Source organism: Cellvibrio sp. ARAG 10.3 (genome assembly GCF_051846955.1).
GTDB lineage: Bacteria > Pseudomonadota > Gammaproteobacteria > Pseudomonadales > Cellvibrionaceae > Cellvibrio.
On the sequence record NZ_JBPYCU010000026.1, the window covers coordinates 1 to 21,768 of the forward strand.

The 21,768-nt window shown below is 52.6% G+C and carries 18 protein-coding genes; 10 read left to right on the forward strand and 8 right to left on the reverse strand.

Annotated features, from left to right (window positions below; all coding sequences use genetic code 11):
* Positions 1-98 precede the first annotated feature (98 nt).
* The 3 genes from ACSV5M_RS20430 (at position 99) to ACSV5M_RS20440 (ending at position 2,416) form a co-directional block, all read left to right on the forward strand.
* A complete protein-coding gene (locus tag ACSV5M_RS20430; RefSeq protein ID WP_439178587.1) occupies positions 99-302 on the forward strand; it encodes a DUF2442 domain-containing protein in 204 nt (67 codons plus the stop codon).
* A gap of 241 nt (positions 303-543) precedes the next feature.
* Entirely contained in the window at positions 544-1,707 is a 1,164-nt protein-coding gene (locus ACSV5M_RS20435) for a Ca2+-dependent phosphoinositide-specific phospholipase C (protein WP_439178589.1), read from the forward strand.
* A 76-nt stretch (positions 1,708-1,783) separates the two neighbouring features.
* A complete protein-coding gene (locus ACSV5M_RS20440; protein WP_439178590.1) occupies positions 1,784-2,416 on the forward strand; it encodes a hypothetical protein in 633 nt (210 codons plus the stop codon).
* An 88-nt stretch (positions 2,417-2,504) separates the two neighbouring features.
* On the opposite strand, the gene ACSV5M_RS20445 is transcribed toward ACSV5M_RS20440, so the two are convergent.
* Complete coding sequence (locus tag ACSV5M_RS20445) at positions 2,505-2,729, reverse strand: DUF2798 domain-containing protein (RefSeq protein WP_439178592.1); 225 nt, start codon at positions 2,727-2,729, stop codon at positions 2,505-2,507.
* 49 nt (positions 2,730-2,778) lie between these two features.
* The gene (locus ACSV5M_RS20450; protein ID WP_439178594.1) at positions 2,779-3,264 is read right to left on the reverse strand and encodes a DUF2938 domain-containing protein; all 486 of its coding nucleotides are present in this window, start codon (positions 3,262-3,264) and stop codon (positions 2,779-2,781) included.
* A 77-nt stretch (positions 3,265-3,341) separates the two neighbouring features.
* Between ACSV5M_RS20450 and ACSV5M_RS20455 the strand changes: the two genes are divergently transcribed.
* Positions 3,342-3,785 (forward strand): helix-turn-helix domain-containing protein, encoded by a 444-nt coding sequence (locus tag ACSV5M_RS20455; protein WP_439178597.1) that lies wholly within the window; start codon positions 3,342-3,344, stop codon positions 3,783-3,785.
* A gap of 39 nt (positions 3,786-3,824) precedes the next feature.
* Here the strand turns inward: ACSV5M_RS20455 and ACSV5M_RS20460 are convergent, their stop codons facing one another.
* Together ACSV5M_RS20460 and ACSV5M_RS20465 are read right to left on the reverse strand one after the other, a co-directional pair.
* A complete protein-coding gene (locus tag ACSV5M_RS20460) occupies positions 3,825-4,607 on the reverse strand; it encodes an SDR family oxidoreductase (protein WP_439178599.1) in 783 nt (260 codons plus the stop codon).
* A complete protein-coding gene (locus ACSV5M_RS20465; protein ID WP_439178600.1) occupies positions 4,604-4,933 on the reverse strand; it encodes a nuclear transport factor 2 family protein in 330 nt (109 codons plus the stop codon). Before ACSV5M_RS20465 ends, ACSV5M_RS20460 begins: the two co-directional genes overlap by 4 nt.
* 100 nt (positions 4,934-5,033) lie before the next feature.
* On the opposite strand from ACSV5M_RS20465, the gene ACSV5M_RS20470 reads away from it, so the two are divergent.
* Both ACSV5M_RS20470 and ACSV5M_RS20475 read left to right on the forward strand, forming a co-directional pair.
* Positions 5,034-5,936 (forward strand): LysR family transcriptional regulator, encoded by a 903-nt coding sequence (locus ACSV5M_RS20470; protein WP_439178602.1) that lies wholly within the window; start codon positions 5,034-5,036, stop codon positions 5,934-5,936.
* Positions 5,937-6,146: 210 nt separating this feature from the next.
* Positions 6,147-6,356, forward strand: a complete 210-nt coding sequence (locus tag ACSV5M_RS20475; protein ID WP_439178604.1) for a cold-shock protein — start codon at positions 6,147-6,149, stop codon at positions 6,354-6,356.
* A gap of 147 nt (positions 6,357-6,503) precedes the next feature.
* Here ACSV5M_RS20475 and ACSV5M_RS20480 read toward each other — a convergent pair whose 3' ends face one another.
* The 4 genes from ACSV5M_RS20480 to ACSV5M_RS20495 all read right to left on the reverse strand — a co-directional run bounded on the left by ACSV5M_RS20480 (position 6,504) and on the right by ACSV5M_RS20495 (position 12,867).
* Positions 6,504-8,510, reverse strand: a complete 2,007-nt coding sequence (locus tag ACSV5M_RS20480; RefSeq protein ID WP_439178605.1) for a BCCT family transporter — start codon at positions 8,508-8,510, stop codon at positions 6,504-6,506.
* An 18-nt stretch (positions 8,511-8,528) separates the two neighbouring features.
* Positions 8,529-9,611 (reverse strand): porin, encoded by a 1,083-nt coding sequence (locus ACSV5M_RS20485; protein ID WP_439178606.1) that lies wholly within the window; start codon positions 9,609-9,611, stop codon positions 8,529-8,531.
* Positions 9,612-9,825: 214 nt separating this feature from the next.
* Entirely contained in the window at positions 9,826-11,328 is a 1,503-nt protein-coding gene (locus tag ACSV5M_RS20490) for a hybrid sensor histidine kinase/response regulator (protein WP_439178608.1), read from the reverse strand.
* Between the two features lie 39 nt (positions 11,329-11,367).
* Complete coding sequence (locus ACSV5M_RS20495) at positions 11,368-12,867, reverse strand: ATPase domain-containing protein (protein ID WP_439178610.1); 1,500 nt, start codon at positions 12,865-12,867, stop codon at positions 11,368-11,370.
* 489 nt (positions 12,868-13,356) lie between these two features.
* On the opposite strand from ACSV5M_RS20495, the gene ACSV5M_RS20500 reads away from it, so the two are divergent.
* The 4 genes from ACSV5M_RS20500 to ACSV5M_RS20515 all read left to right on the forward strand — a co-directional run bounded on the left by ACSV5M_RS20500 (position 13,357) and on the right by ACSV5M_RS20515 (position 21,735).
* Positions 13,357-15,579, forward strand: coding sequence for a cellulose binding domain-containing protein (locus tag ACSV5M_RS20500; RefSeq protein ID WP_439178613.1), 2,223 nt, complete (start codon positions 13,357-13,359; stop codon positions 15,577-15,579).
* Between the two features lie 745 nt (positions 15,580-16,324).
* Positions 16,325-17,149: a DUF2214 domain-containing protein gene (locus tag ACSV5M_RS20505; RefSeq protein WP_439178615.1), complete on the forward strand. Its 825-nt coding sequence runs from the start codon at positions 16,325-16,327 to the stop codon at positions 17,147-17,149.
* Positions 17,150-17,300: 151 nt separating this feature from the next.
* On the forward strand, positions 17,301-18,335 hold the full coding sequence (locus ACSV5M_RS20510) for a cellulose binding domain-containing protein (protein WP_439178618.1): 1,035 nt from the start codon (positions 17,301-17,303) through the stop codon (positions 18,333-18,335).
* A gap of 22 nt (positions 18,336-18,357) precedes the next feature.
* On the forward strand, positions 18,358-21,735 hold the full coding sequence (locus tag ACSV5M_RS20515) for a DUF1592 domain-containing protein (RefSeq protein ID WP_439178621.1): 3,378 nt from the start codon (positions 18,358-18,360) through the stop codon (positions 21,733-21,735).
* Positions 21,736-21,768: the final 33 nt, after the last annotated feature.

A 21,768-nucleotide genomic window follows, 5' to 3' on the forward strand; every position in this document is an offset into this window, starting at 1 on the left:
GCGGGTTATCTCCCGTTAAATATGAGGAGGCGTTTTTTCAGGGGCTCGAAAGTGTCTAGTAAAGCCTGGGAAGTCCAAAACACATAAAGTCTCACATCTTGGATATTGAATTCTTTGATGGTGAGCATAGGCTCGTTGATTTCGCACCTTTTATATTTTCCGTTGGTCATCCTGACTATGAACGCTATAAATCGGAGGCGGGCTTTCTTACTTTCAAGATTGAAGATGGGAATTTGAATTGGGATGATTACACAATGATTTTTCCGGTCGAAGATTTATATTCAGGAAAGTTGGTGCGTTAGCGCCAACTTCTACGGTAAACAATTAATCCTCCAACTACCCGCCGCCCCCAGAAGCCATAAGCCGGGGCTAATGCGCGCCCCATTCCCAACGATTCACAAATCCTTCATATTCACCACTCATCATGCTCACCCCGCAGGCAATAGCGCACGCACGTCTGACGATTAAGAATTCTGTCCAGCGCAGGACGGGTACTTCTGTAGCGCGCTCCTGTTTCCCGCATATGTAACTTGAGGAATAACAATGATCAAGCGACCGGTATTTTTTGTACGCAGCGTGGTGAGCGCTGTTATCTGTTTGATGCTGGTATCTGCATCGGCAGAGGAGGCGCGACAGGAACAGATTGCACATCCTCTTAAGATGAACGACATTCAGGTGGTTGGTTCGCATAACAGTTTTAAAGCGCGAATTCCCGATGCCGTCATGAAAAAACTTCGCGCTGCTGATCCCAGGCAGGCCGACAGTCTTGAGTACTATCACGTGACTTTGACGGAACAGCTTGATGCTGGGGTTCGCCAGTTCGAGCTGGATATTTTTGCTGATCCACAAGGCGGTCGCTATGCTGATCCCAAAGGTGAGACCTGGGCGCGTGCGGCGGGCGAGACCACGAACTTTGATCGCGCGGCCATGCTCAAACCTGGATTCAAAGTCCTGCATAATCCCGATGTAGATTATCTCAGCACGTGCCCGACGCTTATTGGTTGCCTTGGCGAAATTGATCGCTGGTCGCGCGCGAATCCTGAACATCTGCCGATTATGATCACGCTCAATGCGGCTGACACGCCTTCTGGCCGTCCGGGTATTACCGATCCCTTGCCGCTCGATAATCCAAGCTTACTCAATGCACTTGATGCCGAAATTCTTTCGGTGCTTCCGGCGGGTCGTCTTATTACGCCCAATGAAGTGCGCAGCAGTGCGCCGACACTGCGCGAGGCCGTGCGCAATCACGGCTGGCCGTTGCTCTCCGCTGCGCGCGGCCGTATGTATATTTTGTTCGATGTACGTCAGGCGGTTTCTGATGCCTACCGCGAGGGTCATCCATCGCTCACCGGTCGGCCAATGTTTGGTTGGTATCCTGATGATCAACCCGAAGGCGTGATTCAAATTGTTCAGGATTCTTTAGTCGATGGCGAAAAAATTAAACAGTGGGTTAAAGCGGGGTTAATTGTACGGACCCGGACAGATGCGGGCACGCAGGAAGCACGGCGCAAAGATTTTTCTAAAGCGAACGCTGCCATTGCCAGCGGTGCGCAGGCTGTGAGTACAGATTACTATCCCGGCGCACCCGATCCTTTACAGCTGGAGTTTGTAATTACGTTTAAAGATGGCGCGCTGGCGCAATGTAATCCGGTGCGGGTGGTTGATTGTGACAGGTACAATTTCTTACATTTTGGGCCGCGCCCTTAATTGTAACTCTTGCGGACGCGTGACAAGATTTGTGCATCATCAACAGGGTTAATAACACATACAAAAGGAACTATTTATGGCCATTAAAAAAGCGTTAATCCACACGCTCACTCCCCTTGTTGCGCTCTCGTTCACTGCCTGTGGTGGATCAGATAAACAGTCGCCCTACAGTGACTTAAACTGCCCCGCCGTTTATCAGCCTTTCTGCGCTAAAAGCACTTTGGATGCTTCGTGCACCGGGAATGATTGCCCAACCCACGAATACACGACATACGGAGACGGATGCTCCGCTGCAATTGCAGGCGCGGCGATTGCATTCGACGGAGAGTGTGAATTACTGGAAAATAAAACGACCTTCGCCGATAAGCCCGCGCAAATAGTTAATGCCGATGCTGTACCCGATAATCCCACGCCTGTGAGCATTATCAACGTGCAATTTATGGACGATATTGTGGTACTGGAGGTGCGTTACGCAGGCGGTTGTAAAGCTCATGACTTCCATCTGTTTCTCAGTCAACCTTTTATGGAAAGCCAACCTCCGCAAGTCCACGCAACCCTGCAGCACCTCACGGAGGATAATTGCGAAGCGGTGATCACTGAGGAAATCAGTTTTGATCTCTTGCCACTGCGTGAATTCTATCGTCGCGCATATGGGTTGGAAGAAGGCAGTATCAATATCGCTGAGCTTGGTATGTATACCTTTCAATAACAGCCTGTCCGTTGGCGGCTAGCCACTATCGCGCCTGCAACTGATCGCACGCAGCCTGCTTAATCGAGCTCACCCGCCAACGCCTCCCTTAAACCGTCATCCTGCCAACCATCCGCCGCACCCAGGGAGCCACAACAGCAACCGTTGGGAAGGCTACAGGCCATGTGGTCGCGCAGCTTTTGAGCCATTGCGTTACAAATCCCGCATGCAGTCCTTGGGAGATCATAAGCACGAAAGCCGATACGATGCAGACCATGATGGCGGAAAGTAATGCACTGAAAAGAATGGGCGCGAAGCGAGCGGGAATACGCATGTTGTTCTCCTGGAATTAATAAACGGTTTAAAAAGCGTGTTAGTTGTCGTCAATCAAAAAAATGTATCGCCTGCCCTGTTACATAGAGCCCGATACCAAACACTGCATGGGTAATAAGGCTTTGAATTCGCGCAGCCCCAGGGCGCGGTGTTTTGGCGGCGGCGATACCGGCACCCATCCCTGGCTGCATCAATAAGAAGGGTGCAGCCACGGTCACAATACCCACCACAAGCGCCGGGCCAAGCGTGGGTTGTTGAATCCAGGCGTTACCCCAGATACCGATAAGCGGAACTGCGAAAGCGATACCTATCAAATAGTGCGCGGTCCATCCGATGATGAGTTCGCCGCGCACCGCCGCAGACGCCGCAATGGCGTCATGATGAAAACGTCCGCGCGCCATATGGGCGATCCAACGCCCGACCAAGGCGTAGTTTGGAGACGCGATGCCGAACAACATCTTGCGGACAATTCCCCACACATCCATAACCGCCGTAGCGCCAATACCGAGAATCGGAATGACTAAATAGCTGTTCATAATGCTCACCTGTTCTTGTCTGGATTTGGACTGGTTGTTATCGTACGACTTCAAGTCGACTTGAGGTCAAGGGGTTTATGATGGATATTGCAGAAGTCGCTAAACGCGCCGGTGTACCGGCCTCGACCTTGCGTTTTTATGAAGAAAAAGGGTTGATCAGTTCGGTTGGCAGGCATGGGTTACGCCGGCTGTTCAACAGCAGCGTTCTGGAGCGGCTGGCATTGATTGCGCTGGGGCGAGCCGCCGGTTTTTCATTGGACGAAATTGCGCGCATGTTAGGCACCAAGGGCAACCCGGACATTAATAGGGAACTACTGGTAAGCAAGGCAGATGAACTGGATAAGACAATCGGAAAACTGACAGCGATGCGCGACGGCCTGCGTCATGCAGCCGTCTGCTCTGCGCCGAGCCATATGGAGTGCCCGAAGTTTCGCCGACTGTTGGGGCTAGCGGCGGCAGGCGCTATCAGTAGCGACAGCAAACGAAACCCGCTACGAAAACGACCGAAATCTACCAGCTGAATAGAAACCTGCGGACCGTTTTTTAAAACATACAACGTCTTAAACCGTCGGCACGGTGCCACCATCGATCCTGTATTCAACCCCCGATATCGAAGCCGCTCGCGGAGACACCAGAAAGGTGATGAGATCTGCCACTTCGCCGGGTTTTGCAGGGCGCCCCAAGGGAATACCACCCAACCCATCCATAATGATTTTCTTACCGCCCTCATAGTCCGTACCGGCCTGGGTTGCCAATCGCTCGGCAAGCGCTACGGCGGCTTCAGTCTCGATCCAGCCGGGTGACACACGCACGACGCGGACGCCTTTTGGCGTGACTTCTCTCGACAGTGCCTTGCTGTAGGTCGACAGCGCGGCCTTGGCGGCAGCGTATGCAATAGTCGCGTCGGGTAATGGCAGGACGTTCTGGATGGATGTAACGTGGATGACCACCCCGGCACGTTGCGCGATCATTGACGGCAATAACGCGCGATCCAGGCGGACGGCGGACATGAGATTCAGGTCAAGCTCTTTCGCCCATTCCGCATCATCGAGCACTGCGAATCCACCCGAGGGGGCGCTGGAACCGCCGACCACATTAACGAGAATGTCGATACCACCCAAATGTTGCTGCACCAGGTTTGCCGTGTGACGGGCACCTTCTGCTGTCGTTAGGTCGGCCGCGATATAGTGCACCTTGTCGACCAAGTGTTTGGGCCGCGAGCGAGCAACCGCGACAACCTGCGCGTTCGCTTCCGCTAATGATTGAACGACCGCCGCACCCACCCCGCGAGCACCACCAGTGACCAGGGCGCGCATGCCCGTCAATTGCAAATCAAAGCTCATAGTGTGATCTCCAGTGATGCTATCTTGCCGCGCTCAAGCATAAAGACATATTTAAGATCTACCGGGCTGCCGGGAAAGTCGCCGGTCACCCGGCCCGTTACGATGCAATGGCGCTCCTGTTTGTCGAACGAGACGGGCTTGGTAACGTAGGAAAATTGTGCGGATGCTGCGGTCTTCCAGGCTTCGATTGCAGCGAGACCTACGTGGATTTGCCCCTCGTCCTTTACCACCCCGTCTTTTGTAAAGCAGCGTGCCACGGCCTGGCCATCGCGTTTATCTGCCTCGAAGTAGGCGGCGATAGGTTCAGGTAAGTTGAGTTCGTTCATTGTGTTGGCCCTCCAGGTTAAAGAGCCCCTAGGATGGCGCTTTCGCATCGGCAAGAGAATCACCTACAATCTAATCAGACTATGTAGAGAAGAGTGCACAATGCGCGGTTCAGAATTTGCCGAGTTAAAAGCCTTCGTGGCAATTGTTGATCGGGGGAGCTTTGCGCGCGCCGCCGATTATCTTGGGCTATCGCGGTCAGCGCTCAGCCAGATCATGCGGCAGCTCGAATCTCGCCTGGGCGTTCGCCTGCTCAATCGAACGACGCGGAGTGTCTCGCCAACGGAGTCGGGGCGGCGGCTTCATGAACGCATTGCGCCCATGCTGCGCGAGATGGACGATGCCGTCGCACAGGCGGTTGGTGCGACGAGTCGAACCGCCGGTACGCTGCGGATAAACACCTTGAGTATGGCGGCGAAAAAGGTCATTGCGCCGCGACTCGGCCGTTTTCACGCAGCCTATCCCGATGTGGTACTCGACATTGTGATTGACGATGGCCTGAGCGATATTGTGAGCGGCGGGTTCGATGCCGGCATCCGCGTGGGTGGGCGACTGCAAAAAGACATGATTGCAGTGCGTCTCACGCCGGATATCAAATTACTCGCCGTTGCCTCGCCTGAGTATCTTGCGAAACATGGCGAACCTAAAACCCCCGCCGATTTACATCACCACGCGTGTATCAACTGGCGCTTTCCAGGCAGCGGCAAAATTGCCGGATGGCATTTCGAAAATAAAAATAGCGCTATCGAAGCCATTGTTGGCGGCCCGGTCATTGCTAATCATCAGGACATTGTCGTGCCAGCGGCATTGCAAGGGCTAGGGATTCTCTATGCGTACAACGATGACGGGATAGCAGAGGCGCTAGAAGATGGCACGCTGAAGCGCATTCTTGTTGATTGGTCACCGACCATGCCGGGGCTGTATCTCTATTATTCAAACCGGCGTCATATCCTGCCGTCGCTTCGCGCTTTTATCGATTGCCTGCTTGATCGTGACATAAGCTGAACATGGGCATGCTGCGGTTGCAGAAAAACCATTTGTTGACATCGCGCTGGATGCGCGTAGACTCGAACCCAGCTTGAAAGTACGTTTAGTATTTATGCCCTCACTTCGAAGTTCCAGTAGTTTTATTTCGTCCTGTTTACATAAGTAATTTCCTGCCTTCCTGCTCAACGCCCGTTCGGGTAAATCTACTTTTGTTTAATAGGTAACACTATGTCTAAATCTACTACTGGCACTGTAAAATGGTTCAACGAAGCTAAAGGTTTCGGTTTTATTGAACAAGAATCCGGTGCAGATGTTTTTGCTCACTTCAGCGCCATTGCCGGCTCAGGCTTTAAAACACTGGTTGAAGGCCAAGCCGTTAGCTTCACCGTGACCCAAGGCCAAAAAGGCCCACAAGCTGAAAATATTCAAGCTATCTAAACATTAAGGTAGCGTATCAGCGCATCAAAGCGCTGATGTGAAAATTAAAAGGCGAGATTTTCGGATCTCGCCTTTTTTGTATGTCACTGTTCTTACATTTATCGGCAATCATCCGGGAAGATGAGTACGGCAGCAATGCCCTCTCAATCACCGCAACCCATGCAAAAAATGCATGTGCTTTTCATACTGATCAATCACATCTGCAATCACCTGGTCTTCGCTCCAACCCATGATGTCGTAATCCTGGCCGCCTTCTTTTAAATACACTTCTGCACGAAAATATTTAAGCGCTTTGCCGCGCTTGGCGCTGGTGTCGCGCATGGCGAAAGACGGTGGTATATACGGCCGGGCGTGAACGGAGTAGAAAAAATCCACTTCGTCGCCGTGGTTGACTTCGATCCAGATGCGATCGTTTTCATCGCGGCTGACGGTGGCTTCGAGGCCGCGTTTGGTGAACTCGTTTTCCACGCGTTTCAGTGCGGGCTCTACCATGTTGTTGAAAAAACGCATCACTTCTTCATAAGTCGGGTGGTGAATGATACGTGCTAAACGCATCTCCCAACTGACCGGGCGAATAGCGACGCGTGGGGCGAGCATGGCACCTTGCAACCGGTCGCGTTTGACAACTTCGAGCCGCAGGGCACGAGCCAGGCCCCAGCACATCAGCAGCATCACAATGGCAAAGGGTAAGGCACTGGCGATGGTGGCGGTTTGCAACGCGGCGAGTCCGCCGGCGAGCAAGAGCGCAGCGGCGATGCAGCCTTCGGAAACGGACCAGAAGATGCGTTGCCACACTGGCGTGTCTTCATTGGTGCCGCCGGAAGTGAGCATGTCAATCACCAGCGAACCGGAGTCGGATGAGGTCACAAAAAACGTAATGACCAATACTGTAGCGATCAAGGATGAAATGGTAGACAGGGGTAAATATTCAAGGAATTGAAACAGCGCGACCGAAGTATCTGCCGCGACCGCATCAGCCATCTGCATGATGTTCTGCTCGATGATCATGTGCAGGGCGTTGTTGCCGAAGAACGTCATCCACATAAAGGTAAAGCCTACCGGTACCAGTAGCACGCCAATCACAAATTCGCGGATGGTGCGCCCGCGCGACACCCGCGCGATAAACATCCCCACAAACGGCGACCAGGCAATCCACCAGCCCCAATAAAACAATGTCCAGCCGCCGATCCAGCCTCTGGGTTCGTAGGCGTAAAGATTAAACGTGGTGGCCACCAGACCGGAGATATACGCACCGATATTTTGTACGTAGGTTTGCAGCAAATACACCGTGGGACCGGCGAAGAGGACGAACACCAACAGCACCACTGCGAGAATTAAATTCAACTCAGAGATACGACGTATGCCGCCGTCCAGCCCCATCACCACCGAGATGGTGGCGAAGCCGGTAATCACCGCGATCAATAAAATTTGCCAACCAACAGAAATCGGCAAGTCGAATAAATAATTGAGCCCGGCATTCACCTGCATCACACCAAAGCCTAAAGACGTTGCCACACCAAACAGCGTGCCCAACACCGCAAAAATATCCACCGCATGACCGATAGGTCCATAAATTTTTTCGCCAATCAGCGGGTAAAACGCGGAGCGAATGGTGAGCGGCAGATTGTGGCGGAAAGCAAAGTACGCCAGCGATAATGCTACGACTGCATAAATCGCCCAAGCGTGCACGCCCCAGTGGAAAAAGGTAATGCGCATGGCTTCACGGGCGGCTTCAACACTGCCCGCTTCTGCCACCGGCGGATTCATGGTGTGCATCACCGGCTCGGCCACGCCGAAGAACATCAGGCCAATCCCCATGCCGGCAGAGAACAGCATGGCGAACCAGGAGACGTAACTGTAATCAGGTTCGCTGTGGTCCGGCCCCAACTTGATCAGACCGTAACGCGAGGTGGCGAGAATCACCACAAACAACAAAAACAGTGCGACCGCGAGAATATAAAACCAGCCAGCCGTATGAATGACCCAACTTTGCATGGCGCCGAACAGTTTGCTGGCAGCGTCCGGCCAGATGACCGCGAAGGCGACAAAGAGCACGCACAACCCGCCAGAGCCGATAAAGACTGGCGGGTTGATCTTGATCCAGGGTTTGCGCTCCGGATCGGTGACGGCGTCATGGGTGGGCTGATCGGACATGCTACCTCCTGATGCGGTTTAAAAATAAAAATCGAGCGAGATGTAGAGCGCGTCGAAGTCGCCTTCGCCGACCTGGCCGTCGCGGTCGACAAAGCCGTCCTGGGTCAGGTATTCAATGTAGACCCAGCCGGGACCGTAGTCGTAGCGTGCACCGGGGGCGAAGGCGGTGACATCATCGGCGTCGTTGCCCTGAGTGTCGGGCTGGGCCATGGATGCATCCAGGTAGAACGCCCAGTCGCCCCGGTTGTAGCCAATTTCCGCGGCGATGCGGGCGTTTTTAATATCCGCTGGCAATCCAGCGGCAAGCTGATACGCATCGGGCAGCGAACGCTGTTGTTGAATGTAGGAGGCCTTGTAGAACCAGTGTTCGCGCTCGCCCTCCAGGTAAATTACGTAAGCCTGGTGGGCGCCGCTGGTGGGTTTGTCGGGCGTGCCGGTTAAATCCTGCAACTGCCCGCTTTGCGCCGATACACCAATGCGATTATTAGGATTGATGCTCCAGGCGAGATTACCCACCAGGGTTTCCACTTTGCGAAAGGTGGTTGAGCTGCCCCAGTGGCCGTTGTCGTCCACGGTATCGGTGCTGGTGCCGCCCCAATCGTCGGAGACGTAATAGGCCAGATCGTAGTGCCAGCGGGGCTGTGTGCCGCTGAGCTTGAAGCCCACATCCATCTGATCACCAAAACCGGCTAACAGGATATCGCCGGGCCAGAAGTTGACGGTCTTCCATCCGAACGGCACCTGGGATTTACCGACGCGCACAATGTGCTGCTCGTTTAGCTGCCAGCCTACCCAGGCTTTATGCAAGGTGAATTGATCGCCGGTGCTGTTGTTGTCGGGATCAGTGAAACTGCCGGGACCGAAGCGCGCCTCAGCGGAATACAGCCACTTGCCGCCCTCCTCCGCTTTGCCATCGGCGTAGATGATCAGCGCCTCGCCGGTGAATTCGCCGTTGGTGCTGGTATTGGCGTTGTCATCCGGCAGGTATTGATACGTGCCCCATACGCCGCCGGATAAACTGCTTTGCGCGAGCGCGATATCTGCGCCGGTGATTAAACAGAAAAAAACCAGACTCGAAAATTGCTTGAAGAATAATGTCATTGTTGTTGTGTTCCTCCTGAACGGTTGCTTCACGACTATCTATTTAACGCGAGACGGAGCCACAACTCCGCAGAGGAATGGGTGCAAACCCAAAGATGCGCCACGGCTTCACCGCACGCGGCAAAACCTGTAGATGATGTTAATTAGTAGTTCAAAATGTGCAGATATGCCAATCGAAACACTCGTCGCGTGACGCGTGCGAGCAGAATAAAGATTACAGCGAAGACAAAATACTGAGCAGTTGCGGAAGGTCCACTGGCTTCACCAAGTGATGATCGAAACCGGCGTGTAAGGATTTTTGCCGGTCGCTGTTCTGGCCGTAACCCGTAATCGCGATCATCAGCGAGGAAGCCGTATTGGGGCGATTGCGAAGCTGCCTGGCAAGGTTGATGCCGTCCATGTCGGGCAAACCAATATCGAGCAGGCACACACTCGGCGCCGTGTCGGCCACCCGTTCCAGTGCCGCCTTGGCACTGTGTTCAATGCTCACATCGTAACCGGAAATTTCCAGAATATTTCCCAGGGTTACAGCGGCGTCGACATTATCGTCCACAATTAAAATACTGTGCGATGCGGATGCGGATTGAACCTCCGGCAACGTATTTTCAACCGCTCGGTGTTGGTCGGCAACACGCGGCAAGGTCAAGGTAAATGTGCTGCCTGTGCCCAAGCCGTCACTGTGCGCGGTGATTTTTCCGCTGTGTAAATGCACAAGGCTTTTGACGATTGCCAAGCCAATACCCAGACCGCCCTGGGTGCGGTCTGAACTGCGCTCGCCCTGCGCAAACATGTTGAACACACGCTCCAGCACCTCGGGCTCCATCCCAATACCATCATCCCTCACGGTGAACACAACGTTCGCATCATCAACGTCGACAGTCAGTGCAATATGGCCACCAACCGGTGTGTATTTGGCGGCATTGTTGAGAATGTTGGCAATAATTTGCACCAACCTTTTCTGATCACCAAAAATAGACGCAGACACTGGTGAATCGCGCACGGTTAATTGGTGTTGTCGCGCATCCATTAACGGCCGCACTTGTTCAACAGCGCTTGCCACAATTTGCCATGCGTCCTGAATGCCCTGATCGAGCCTGACCAAGCCGCGTGACACGCGGGAAACGTCCAGCAAATCGTCGATAAGGCCAGTCATGTGGCGTACCTGACGCGAAATAATGTCGCTGGTGTGCTTGATTTTTTCACGATCCAGGGTGGGAATGCTGAGCAGTCTGGACGCAGCACTGATCGGTGCCAGTGGGTTACGCAATTCGTGGGCAAGCATGGCCAGGAATTCATCTTTGCGGCGATCAATTTCACGCATTTCATATTGCCGTGCCCGCGCGCGCAAAGCAGAGGTAGCGGCACTCACCAGGGTGACGCTTCTGACCGGTCGATCCAATAAGGTGACGTTGCCCAATTTAACATAGCGGCTGCGCATCTCCGGGGTGTCCGGTGCGGTTTGTCGCAGCACTAAAAAGGGAAAGTCAGACCAGCTGGGTTGATTATCGAGTAATCGACGAATGGTTTTCAGAAACTCAATAGAGAGCGCTTCATCGGCCAGGATAACGGCACCGGCGCCCTTCGCCATTTCTTCAAATACGTCATTAGCCTGAGGACAAACATGACAGGCCATCTGTGCACGCTCAAGTACGCCCGCCAGCAGCCGGCCGTCCTTGCCAGTGGGTGCATAAATCAATAAACGCTTCTCCGCACTCATTGTTTACAGCACCCCGAATTTCACAATTACGCAACGCATCTAACTCGTCTTTTCCTGCAGGGGAATATCGTGTAATGAATTGATCGTAGTCGGCACGCCGGTCAATACACCTTGAAAATTATTTAACACCGCGCCGACCTCAATACCGTGCTTGCTAATACTGAAACGCCGCAATGCGGTTTCATGTGCGCTGCCCCGCTTTTTGAACACGGAGATTGCTTTTTCCACCGTGCCACGGGATTCGAAATAGCGCACAATCAGCACATTGTCTGCCATATAACTGACGTCAACACCCGTGGACATATTCCCAACCATCCCCTGCTGAACGCCGACCAAAAAGGTCACCACGCCCCGCTGCCCCAGATAGGTCAGAATTTCGTGTAGATGGGTCGACAAAAAACGCGCATCCGGCATTGCATTCAGGTAGCCATTCAGGCTATCAATCACAATCACTTTTGCGCCGTTATTCGCTGAATGACACACCGCGTGCGCAAACTCCCCCGGCGACATTTCCGCCGGATCAATCTGATGCACTTTCAACAATCCGGACTCAAACGGTTCACACAGATCCAGGCCGATACCTTTGTTGCGATTAAGCAAGGTATTAAGTGATTCTTCAAACAGGAATATCGATGCGCTTTCGCCGCGATCCGTCATGGCTTTTACAAACTGCGTGGCCAGGCTGGATTTACCAGTACCGGGCGGTCCGGAAATCAAGGTACTTGAGCCTTCTTCTATACCCCCACCCAATAAATTATCAAAAGCTTCCAGTCCGCTTTTTATCTGACGGCGTTCCGCCAGTTCGCGCGATTCAGCCGCAACGATTTTGGGATACACCACAATGCCGCCCGTAATAATGTTGTAATCGTGCGGCCCCCGCCGATAAGCGATACCGCGATATTTCAGGATGCGCACTACGCGCCGTTCGGCGCCGTACTCTGACTCAAAATGCTGGAGCGAAATCACACTGTGGGCAATGCTGCGCACCTGCAAATCAGCGTGCTGCGCGGATTTATCATCGAGCAACAACGCCGTACAGGAACGTCTGGCAAAATATTGCTTTAGCCCCAACACGTGACGGCGATAGCGCAACGCATTGCCCGACAACAATTGCAGTTCTGATAAGGAATCCAATACAACGCGCGATGGCCGCAATTTTTCGATCATGTCGATGATGAGATTATTCGTCTCACCCAATTCGACTTCTGAAGGGTGCAGCGCAGTGTATTGCTCAGCGGGATCGAGCAACCCTTCTTCTGGAATAACTTCATGAATGGTGACACCTTCCATTGAAAAACCATGCGATTCGGCAACAGCGCGCAGCTCAACCTCGTTCTCGGCCAGCGTGACATAAAGTACTTTTTCACCACGCCGCGCACCTTCAATTAAAAACTGCAGCGCCATGGTGGTTTTGCCCGCCCCCGGGTCACCTTCGAGCAGATAAAGTCGCTCCTTGGTTAATCCCCCGCCCAACACATGGTCGAGCCCCGGAATGCCGGTGGAGATAAAATCCTTGCTCACGGTATTTTGTGTAGCCATAGATTTTCCTTTAAAAAATCTTCAGATGTTGAATCCTGTCCAGGCCTCAAATTGAACGCGGAATATCCGTATTACCAGCGAATTGCATCATTTGGGCTTGAACTCTTTAGTAACAACCGGTGCGCCTTTGTTCCGGCTTCGCTAGTTTATTATCCGCATCTCCTATGCCATTGTGCGCTCAATAACAAAGCGGCAAAATCCACTTGTGTGAAGACATTGAACGAGAACGCCCGCTCGTACACGTACCCCAGGAACTTGACCAACCATTGAGGCAATAAATAACTTTTTGCTCCCCATCACACCCTCGCAACGATTCATGCGCAAACTGAAAATTATGCGGTCTCCGCCACGTTTCGTTGTGGCGGAGTTGGTATTGTTTACTGCGCCCCACTCGGAAATTGATCGCGTTTTATTAATAAAAAAATAAAGTGTTTTTCCTCAATCAACTATCAACAAAAGCTGCGGGCTTGCCTGCGGCGAGGACTTCCTATGAAAACTATTATGTCTAAACGGCATCGCGCGTTGTATTTGGCCGGTGTGGCGGCCGGTATTTTTATGTTTGCCCCGTCGGTGTTTGCCGCGTGCAGTTATCAGGTTTCAAATGCTTGGGGTGCGGGTTTTACGGCGACCATTCGTATCACCAACGACACATCCTCAACGATTAATGGCTGGCAGGTTAACTGGCGTTATCAGAATAACGCCGTTACCAATGCGTGGAATGCGCAGCTAAGTGGAAATTATTCCGCCAGCAATGTCAGCTGGAATCGTGCTATTGCGCCAGGCCAATCAGTGGAGTTTGGTATTCAGGGCGTTACCAATGGTGGCCCGGTGGAGACGCCGCAAGTTACCGGAACCGCCTGCGGAACAAGCAATACATCCAGTTCCGCCTCTTCGGCAAGCAGTAGCCTTGCGTCATCTATTAGTAGCAGCTCTGTGGCATCGTCCAGCAGCAGCTCGATCATGGCGGGAACCAATATTGCGCTGGCGGCTGTTGCGACCACGTCTTATGTATCGCCGTGGGAAACCTTAAGCGCTGTGAATGACAACAGCAATCCGACAAACTCTAATGACAAATCCAGCGGCGCTTATGGCAACTGGAATAATCCGAATTCCATTCAGTGGGTGCAGTATGAATGGCCGCAAACGCAACGCCTGGAGCGGACGCAAATTTACTGGTTCGATGACAACGGCGGCGTGCTGATACCTACCACGGCGTATGTTGAGTATTGGGATGGCAACAGCTGGATTTACGCAGGCGAAGTGCCCTTAGCAGAAAATGCGTTTAATGATCTTGAGTTTGATGGCCTCGAGACCAATCGCTTGCGCGTTTCCATGCTCAATACGCAACAGTCCACCGGGATTCTTGAATGGCGTGTGTACGGCACCACAACGGGCAGTTCAAGTTCCAGCAGCAGTTCCGGTAACTCTGGTGGCCCGGTGCCCTACCGCGCAATTACCAATGAATTTACGCGCTTTGATGTGAATACCACGAACGCCTTATATATGGATTCTGATCGCTTTCGCGCGTACTACGGCGGCAACGGATTAAACGGCGGCCAGGGTAATCTGGCGAACGTTGCATCGAATCAGATTGCGTTTGGCTTGTCGCACCTGGAAGCGGCTTACGAATGTTTTGTGAATGAGTGGGGCTTCCGTTCTACGAGCTTATCGGCGAACAGCGACAGCGGTCCTTATTACAAGATGAATCTTTATTCGACCACAACCCTGAATGCCGGCGGCGCCATGGGGGCGGATGCGCAGTATCGATTAAGCTTTATCGAGTTTCGGGACAATGCTATCAATCGCCCGGAAACGGCGGTGCATGAATTCGGCCACAGCCTGACCTACACCGACTATACCTGGGTGGACCAGGGTCGCACGGGTGCCTGGTGGGAAACGGTAGCCAATTGGGTGGCGGATACCTACAACACCGATGCCTTGTGCGAAGCCGTGCGCGTGCGTGAAGGGTTGCAACGGGAGCGGGACACCATCATCGACCTGGAAGCCAACATCGCGTTATCGCATCTGCAAATTGTCAGCACCCGCAATTATTACCAGGCCTGGCCATTCCTGACTTACCTGACCAACAACCCGGATCAGTACCCCGGCCTTGGGCGTATGGCGGTGCCGAATTTGTTGAGCAATCACCTGCGCAATAATGAAACGCCTTTGCATGTACTGGCTCGGTTAACCGCGCCGGTTTCTGCGCAGCAGGTTCTCGGCCGTTATTGGGCGCGGATGGCGTATCTGGATATCAACCACCCTAAAGCGCAGGCACGATTTTTTAACACGCGCAATAACAGTGGATTCCGTTCGCGCGCGTATGCCAACCTGACAGCAATGGGTAGTGGTCGTTATCGCGTGAAAGCGGATCGTGCACCTTTATACGGCGGCGCCAACATCACACCGTTAAATGTGAACGGCGGCGCGGTGAATGTGCGCGTGATTAACCTGGGCAACGGTTTGAGCGACAGCAATTTCACCGCAACCCTGAGTATTCGCAACACACAATCCGGCAGCGTGCGTTATGTGGATCTGTTGAATGGCATGGGCAGCACATCGGTAGCCACGAATGAAGAGGTGAGTCTGATCGTCGTTAACACGCCGAATACGTTGTACCTCTACAACGCTTTTGAAAGTACAACAAGCAGCCCTGATGCGATTGGGTTGCAGTATGAAGTTGAACTGGAGGGCGCAACACCACAACTCTAATGGTTCATCTTTTTACAACACCATGATGCGTGATGCGCGTCATGGTGCTGTAAATCTGATAGCAAAAAACTTAATAAGCAACGCGCAAAAAGATAACCAAATTAATTTTTAATTAGTAAAAAATTGCAGTAACTGAGAAATAGTTTTGATTTTTAATTCAGTTTTTAAATGAATAACTACGCCTTCAATTTCCAATCGAAATTTAAAATTTATTTTCTTGCGGCACATTTTTTTGCGCGCACTTTTTAAAACTTAACGCGCGCTTAACAAAATATAAATTCAGGCGACAAAATGTGTGTTTTCTGGCTGATTTACATTAAAAACGTCGAAATACTTGTGGACGGAACGACAATATTTTGTAAAATCCCGACCATGGTATCGCTACCACTACTCAACACCACCTGCGCCCTGTAGGTAACAGTACTGGTAAAAATATAATTATTAGCGACAAAACATAATTAAAAATGTTGTACCGAGCCGTGATAGTCGAAGCGTTCATCGCATGTGGTATCCGTTAAAACGATTGTTTTCCTGTCGTTTTGCAACTTCACCGGCCCATCATAATCATTTTTGTGCTGTTAAAAGCGCAACTGGTTTTTATTGCCCGAAAAACGCGTTGTTTCTTTAACTACCACTGTTTTACTTCTTTAAACAGTGATGTATTAGATAAAAATGTTAGCGCAATCATTTCACACACGTGATAGTGATTGGTTCACAAATAACAAATAAAGCACCGGACTAACCAATGAAAACTTTAATTGTTTACGTTCATTTGATAGCAGCCTGCGTTGCCGTAGGCATTTTGTTAATGCAAGACCTGGTATTAGCCAAAACTGGCGGTAAGCCAATGTCGGTTTACAGCATCAAGGAGCTAAAACGCGCGGCGGGAATTATTTCCATCGCGCTCGCCGTGCTTTGGGTATCGGGATTAACGTTAGTATTGATCGGGTATCTCGATAATCCGGAGTATCTGACGAACCAGAAAATCTGGGCCAAGTTCACCGTGGTCGTTGTCCTGACCATCAACGGTGTCGTGTTGCATCATTTCAGTTTTCCGCGTGTTGCCTCCAGCGGCGGTGTGTTAGGGCTGGGCCGCATCGAAAAAACCCTCGTGGTGTTAACCGGTTGTATTTCTACCGTCTCCTGGTTGTTTGCCTGCTACCTGGGGATCGCACGGGGCTGGAATTACACGCTCGAATACAGCTTCATCATGTTTATTTATCTCGGCTTGATCGGCACGGCCTGCATCTTTGGCTCGACCGTTTTTTCAAGCCGTGGAATCCTCGATTTAAACAACGTTGAAAAACTGCTGGTCGTATTTTGCGGTTCCATCTCCGCATTCGCCTGGCTATTTGCCTGTTATCTCGGTATCGCCCATCCCTGGAATCCGGCGGAAGCATCCCGCACCGTGATGTACATGAACATCGGTTTACTCGCCACCGCCTGTGTGGTGGGTTGCTTCATTATGCGTTCGCTCTTCGCTACAAAAAAACATGACGCGCACGCGGATGACGAACAGCCGATGCTGTCGGAATCCATTTCCCTGGCCAACAGTGTTTCAAAAACATGAGTTAACGATTTTTTTAAACCGCTCGAATCCATGCAGTTTCGAGCCTTTTTTACCCTTCGACTAACCTGCGGCAAGTAGTGGGAATAACGACCGCAGGCTGTTGACGGAACCTTGCCGAGCTTGCTCGGCATTCACTTAAGAGGAAGACACCATGAGTAGAATTACAGCCTCTGCGATCGCCCCGCGCCGAAGGGGAAGGCTGGCCCGGTCTTTGTACCTGCTGGGACTTTCCCTGGCTAGCGTTGCTTTTTCGGCCCAGGTTTACGCCGGTTGTCAGTATGTCGTGACCAACCAGTGGAATAATGGCTTTACTGCCGCTATCAGAATAACCAATACCGGTACGAGCCCCATTAATGGCTGGAATGTCAGTTGGCAATACAGCGGCGACAACCGCTTGACCAGTAACTGGAATGCCAACTACAGCGGCACCAATCCCTATTCCGCATCGAATCTGAATTGGAACGCGAACATCCAACCAAACCAGACGGTTGAGATCGGCTTCCAGGGCAGCAAGGGCAGTGCAGCGGCAGAAGTGCCACAAGTGACTGGCGCTGCCTGTGGTTCTACCACCAGCTCTTCCTCCAGTTCATCGGTCAGTTCGAGCACAGCATCGTCTGTTGTGAGCAGCGTGGCGAGCAGTGCCTCGTCTTCTGTAAACAACCAGGCCGCCTGGGACCTCGACACTGAAGCGTCTTACCTGAACTTCGTAACCACCAAAAATACCCACAACGTTGAAGTGCATAACTTCGGTTCGTTGAGCGGTTTTATCGGCACCAACGGCGTGGCCACTGTGACCATTGAACTTGACAGCGTCAGTACCGGGGTTGCGTTGCGCGATCAGCGTGTACGCGATCTGCTGTTTGAAACGGCCAGTTATCCCACTGCGACAATCACTGTCAACGTACCGGCAACTTTGTTGAGTTCCTTGTCCGCTGGACAAACCACGCAAACGGATGTGAGTGCCAGCGTTAATCTGCATGGCATGAATGTCGCCGTCACCACACGCGTATCGGTCCAGCGTTTATCTAACTCGCGCATCCTGGTGCAAAGCATGGCACCGGTGCTGACGCGCGCGGCAGATTTCGATCTGACCGATGGTGTGGAAGCCTTGCGCTCCATTGTCAATCTGACATCAATCAGCGCGGCTGTACCTGTGGACTTCGCGCTTGTTTTTGATGCGCGCTAATTGGAGGCTAAAGAGAACTATCATGAAAAAATTACTTAACCTCTCGATGCTCTCCCCCCTTGGCCTGGCCCTCGGCCTGGCTGTTTCCGGCACCGCCGTTGCTCAAAGTGTGTGTACTGCGTCCTATACCACGGTGAATAGCTGGGGAAGCGGTGCACAAATTAATGTGGCGGTAACCAATAATGGCCCCGCCGTTGATGGTTGGGAAATTTGCTGGACATTTTCCGGTAGCGAAACCATTGCCAATTTGTGGAACGGTAACGTCACTACTACCGGCAGTAATGTGTGTGTGACCGATGCTGGCTACAACGCGAAGGTAGCCACGAATGCTTCGGCCAGTTTCGGATTCAATGTCAATAATCCGAGCACCCAGACACCCACCGACTTCACACTCAATGGTGCCAGTTGCGGTGGCAACAACAATACCTCCAGCAGTGTGGCGTCAAGCATCAGCAGCAGCGTAGCCTCAAGCACTGCCAGCAGCGTTCCCTCGACCGCCGCACGTTGGTTACTGGATACCACCAAGTCCAGCTTCCACTTTGTGACGGTAAAAAATGTCAGCAATGCAGAGGCGCATACCTTTACGCAAATGCAGGGCACCGTTGCACCCTCCGGCGGCGCGACACTGACAATTCCTCTCGCCAGCGTTTCAACCGGTTTTGATATTCGCAACACGCGCATGCAAAACCTGTTGTTTGAATCCAATTATTTGCCGAATCTGCACTTCACCACGCAATTGAATCTGAGCACGCTGGAATCAATGGCTGTTGGTGATATTGCCACTCAGTCCTTGACCGGTAACTTGACCTTGCATGCGGTGAGCAAAGCCATCACCTTCGATGCAACAATCGTCAAGCACAGCAACACCAGCATCAGCGTGTCACCGCGTAAACCGATTGTGGTTAACAGTGTTGACTTTGAGATGAATGCTGGCGTGGAAGCCTTGCGTGTGATTGCCAACTTGAGTGAGATCGGTGAAAAAACGCCGGTGTATTTCAAGATGTTCCTCACCCGCGACAACCCGACCAATATCGCTGCAATTACGCTACCTAGCGCGCCTGCGGCACCGGTCGGCTTGACTGGCAATATCAGCCAGGGCAGCGGTGATACATCGCTGGTGTGGTCGGACGTCAGCAACAACGAAACAGGCTTCCTGATTCGTCGTAAAGGTGCGGATGGCCGCTGGACCACGCAAAGCAATCTGCCGGCCAACTCATCAATGTTTGAAGAAAATCTGCTGTCTTCTTTCGGCAGCTACGACTACAAAGTCATTAGCTATCGCGACAGTATTCCTTCAACAGCCAGTGCACCGGTCACTGTGGTTTATTCCAATACCAACGGTTCATCCAGCTCGATCGCGTCCAGTGTCAGTAGTTCTACCAGCTCTGTTGCCAGCTCCGTTACCAGTTCTGTCGGCAGCAGCTCCGGTAACTCCAGCAGCACCGGTGGACAAGGTGATGTCACCCGCGGTCAAGCCTTGTGGGCGTCACAAAGCTGTATCGCCTGTCACGGTGTTGATGGCGAGAAGAACGCCGATGGTTCACCCGCATACTCGCCTTTGAACCCGAACCGTTCTGTCTACCGTCACAGTCAGGATAACCAGGATCGCACACTCGGCGAATTTATCGAGATGTGGATGCCGCAAGGTAATCCGGGCGCCTGTACCGGCCAATGTGCGGCTGATCTGGAAGCTTATATCCTCACCTGGCGCAGACCATCTGATGGTATCCCGGATAATCCGGTGTCCAATTTCACCTGTCCAAATACCGGACCGGCGTATGGCCAACGTACCCTGCGCTTACTGACCAAGAAAGAATACCAACGCTCTGTGCGTGACCTGGTCGGTTACACCCAGGATGTAATTTCCCGTCTGCCCGACGACTTTATCGCCGGTTCTTTCGAGAACAACAACACCCTGATTGTGGATAAAACGCGCTACACCAGTTACATCTCTACCGCTGAGCGTATTGCAGAAAATGTAGCGACTCGCTGGAATAACGTGCTGTCCTGTTCTCCGAGCAACAGCTGTGCAACCACCCTGGTTGATACATTGGGCCCACGCATCTTCCGTCGTCCGTTGACCAACGATGAGCGCACTACGTATCTGGCTGTGGCCCAGGGCACGGCTGATGGACGTACGCCTGCAGAAGGTATGCAAATCGCTCTGGCGGCCATGCTCTCTTCACCGCAGTTCCTGTATCGCTCCGAAGTGGGTGATAGCAATGGTGGGGTGTACAAGCTGAACGGTTACGAGATGGCAACCTACATCAGTTATACCTTCACCGGCACCACACCCAGTCAATCGCTGATGGCCGCTGCAGGTCGTGGCGAGCTGGATACAGCGGCGGGTGTACGTCAACACACGGCAAGCTTGCTGAACTCTACTGATACCAATGCTCTGCTCGGTGACTTCGTCAACCGCTGGCTGGGTACCAACCAGTTGGAGATCAAAGAGAAAGCCGGCGTGGCTGACTTTGCCACCGTGGCCAACGACATGAAGAAAGAGCTGGGCAAAAACTTTGCCTATGCAATGTTAAATGGCAGCTCAACCTTCGAGTCGGTTTACAACCCGAGTTACACCCACGTTAACCAGCGTCTGGCTAACCTTTACGGCATGTCTTACTCCGGTAGCGGTGCGGATGCTGACGGCTTCGTCAGAGCGAGCACCGGCGAGCGTGGCGGTATCCTGATCTCAGGTGCCTTCCTCTCCCGTTATGCCACCGATCAGGACGCCAACCTGGTAACCCGTGCCGTGGCCTTGCGTCGCCGTATGATGTGTCAGGACATCCCTGAGCCACCCTCAGGTGTGAGCCTGGACCGCGAAGCCCTGGCCCAGCGTGACAAAGAGTTCTTTGAAAACCCGCACACCACGCAACGTATGATCTTCGACCGTATTACCTCCGGTACCAGTTGTTCCAACTGTCACGGCGAAATCATCAACCCGCTGGGCGGTTCCATGGAGAACTACGATGCGCTCGGTCGCGTTCGCGCTACCGACCTGAAAGGCAACGAGATCAATGCGGTGGGCACGTTCTTCTCGCCCTTCCCGCAGTTGCAGTTCCTCAACGATCCGGATCGTGTGCTTCATGAACCTGCCATTACCTTCGATGGCGGTAAAGATCTCGCACGTACCATTGTTGAAGACCCGATGGTTGCCGGCCTGGCGAAAAGCTGTCTGGCAACGCAATTCGTAAGCTACAGCTCAGGTATCCATTCGATCTTCCTGATTGATTCAACAAGGGATGTCGGTTATCCACGCATCAGCAAAGCGGAAGAAAACGCTTACCGTTGCGATATCAATAACCTGACCAACGTACTGACCACCAATGGTCCACGCGCCATGCTCGAACAACTTCCGGCGCTGGATTCTGTGATGTACCGGCAGGAGTGGGCGCGCTAATGCGCGCCCCTTCCCCACATCACCTTGTTAACG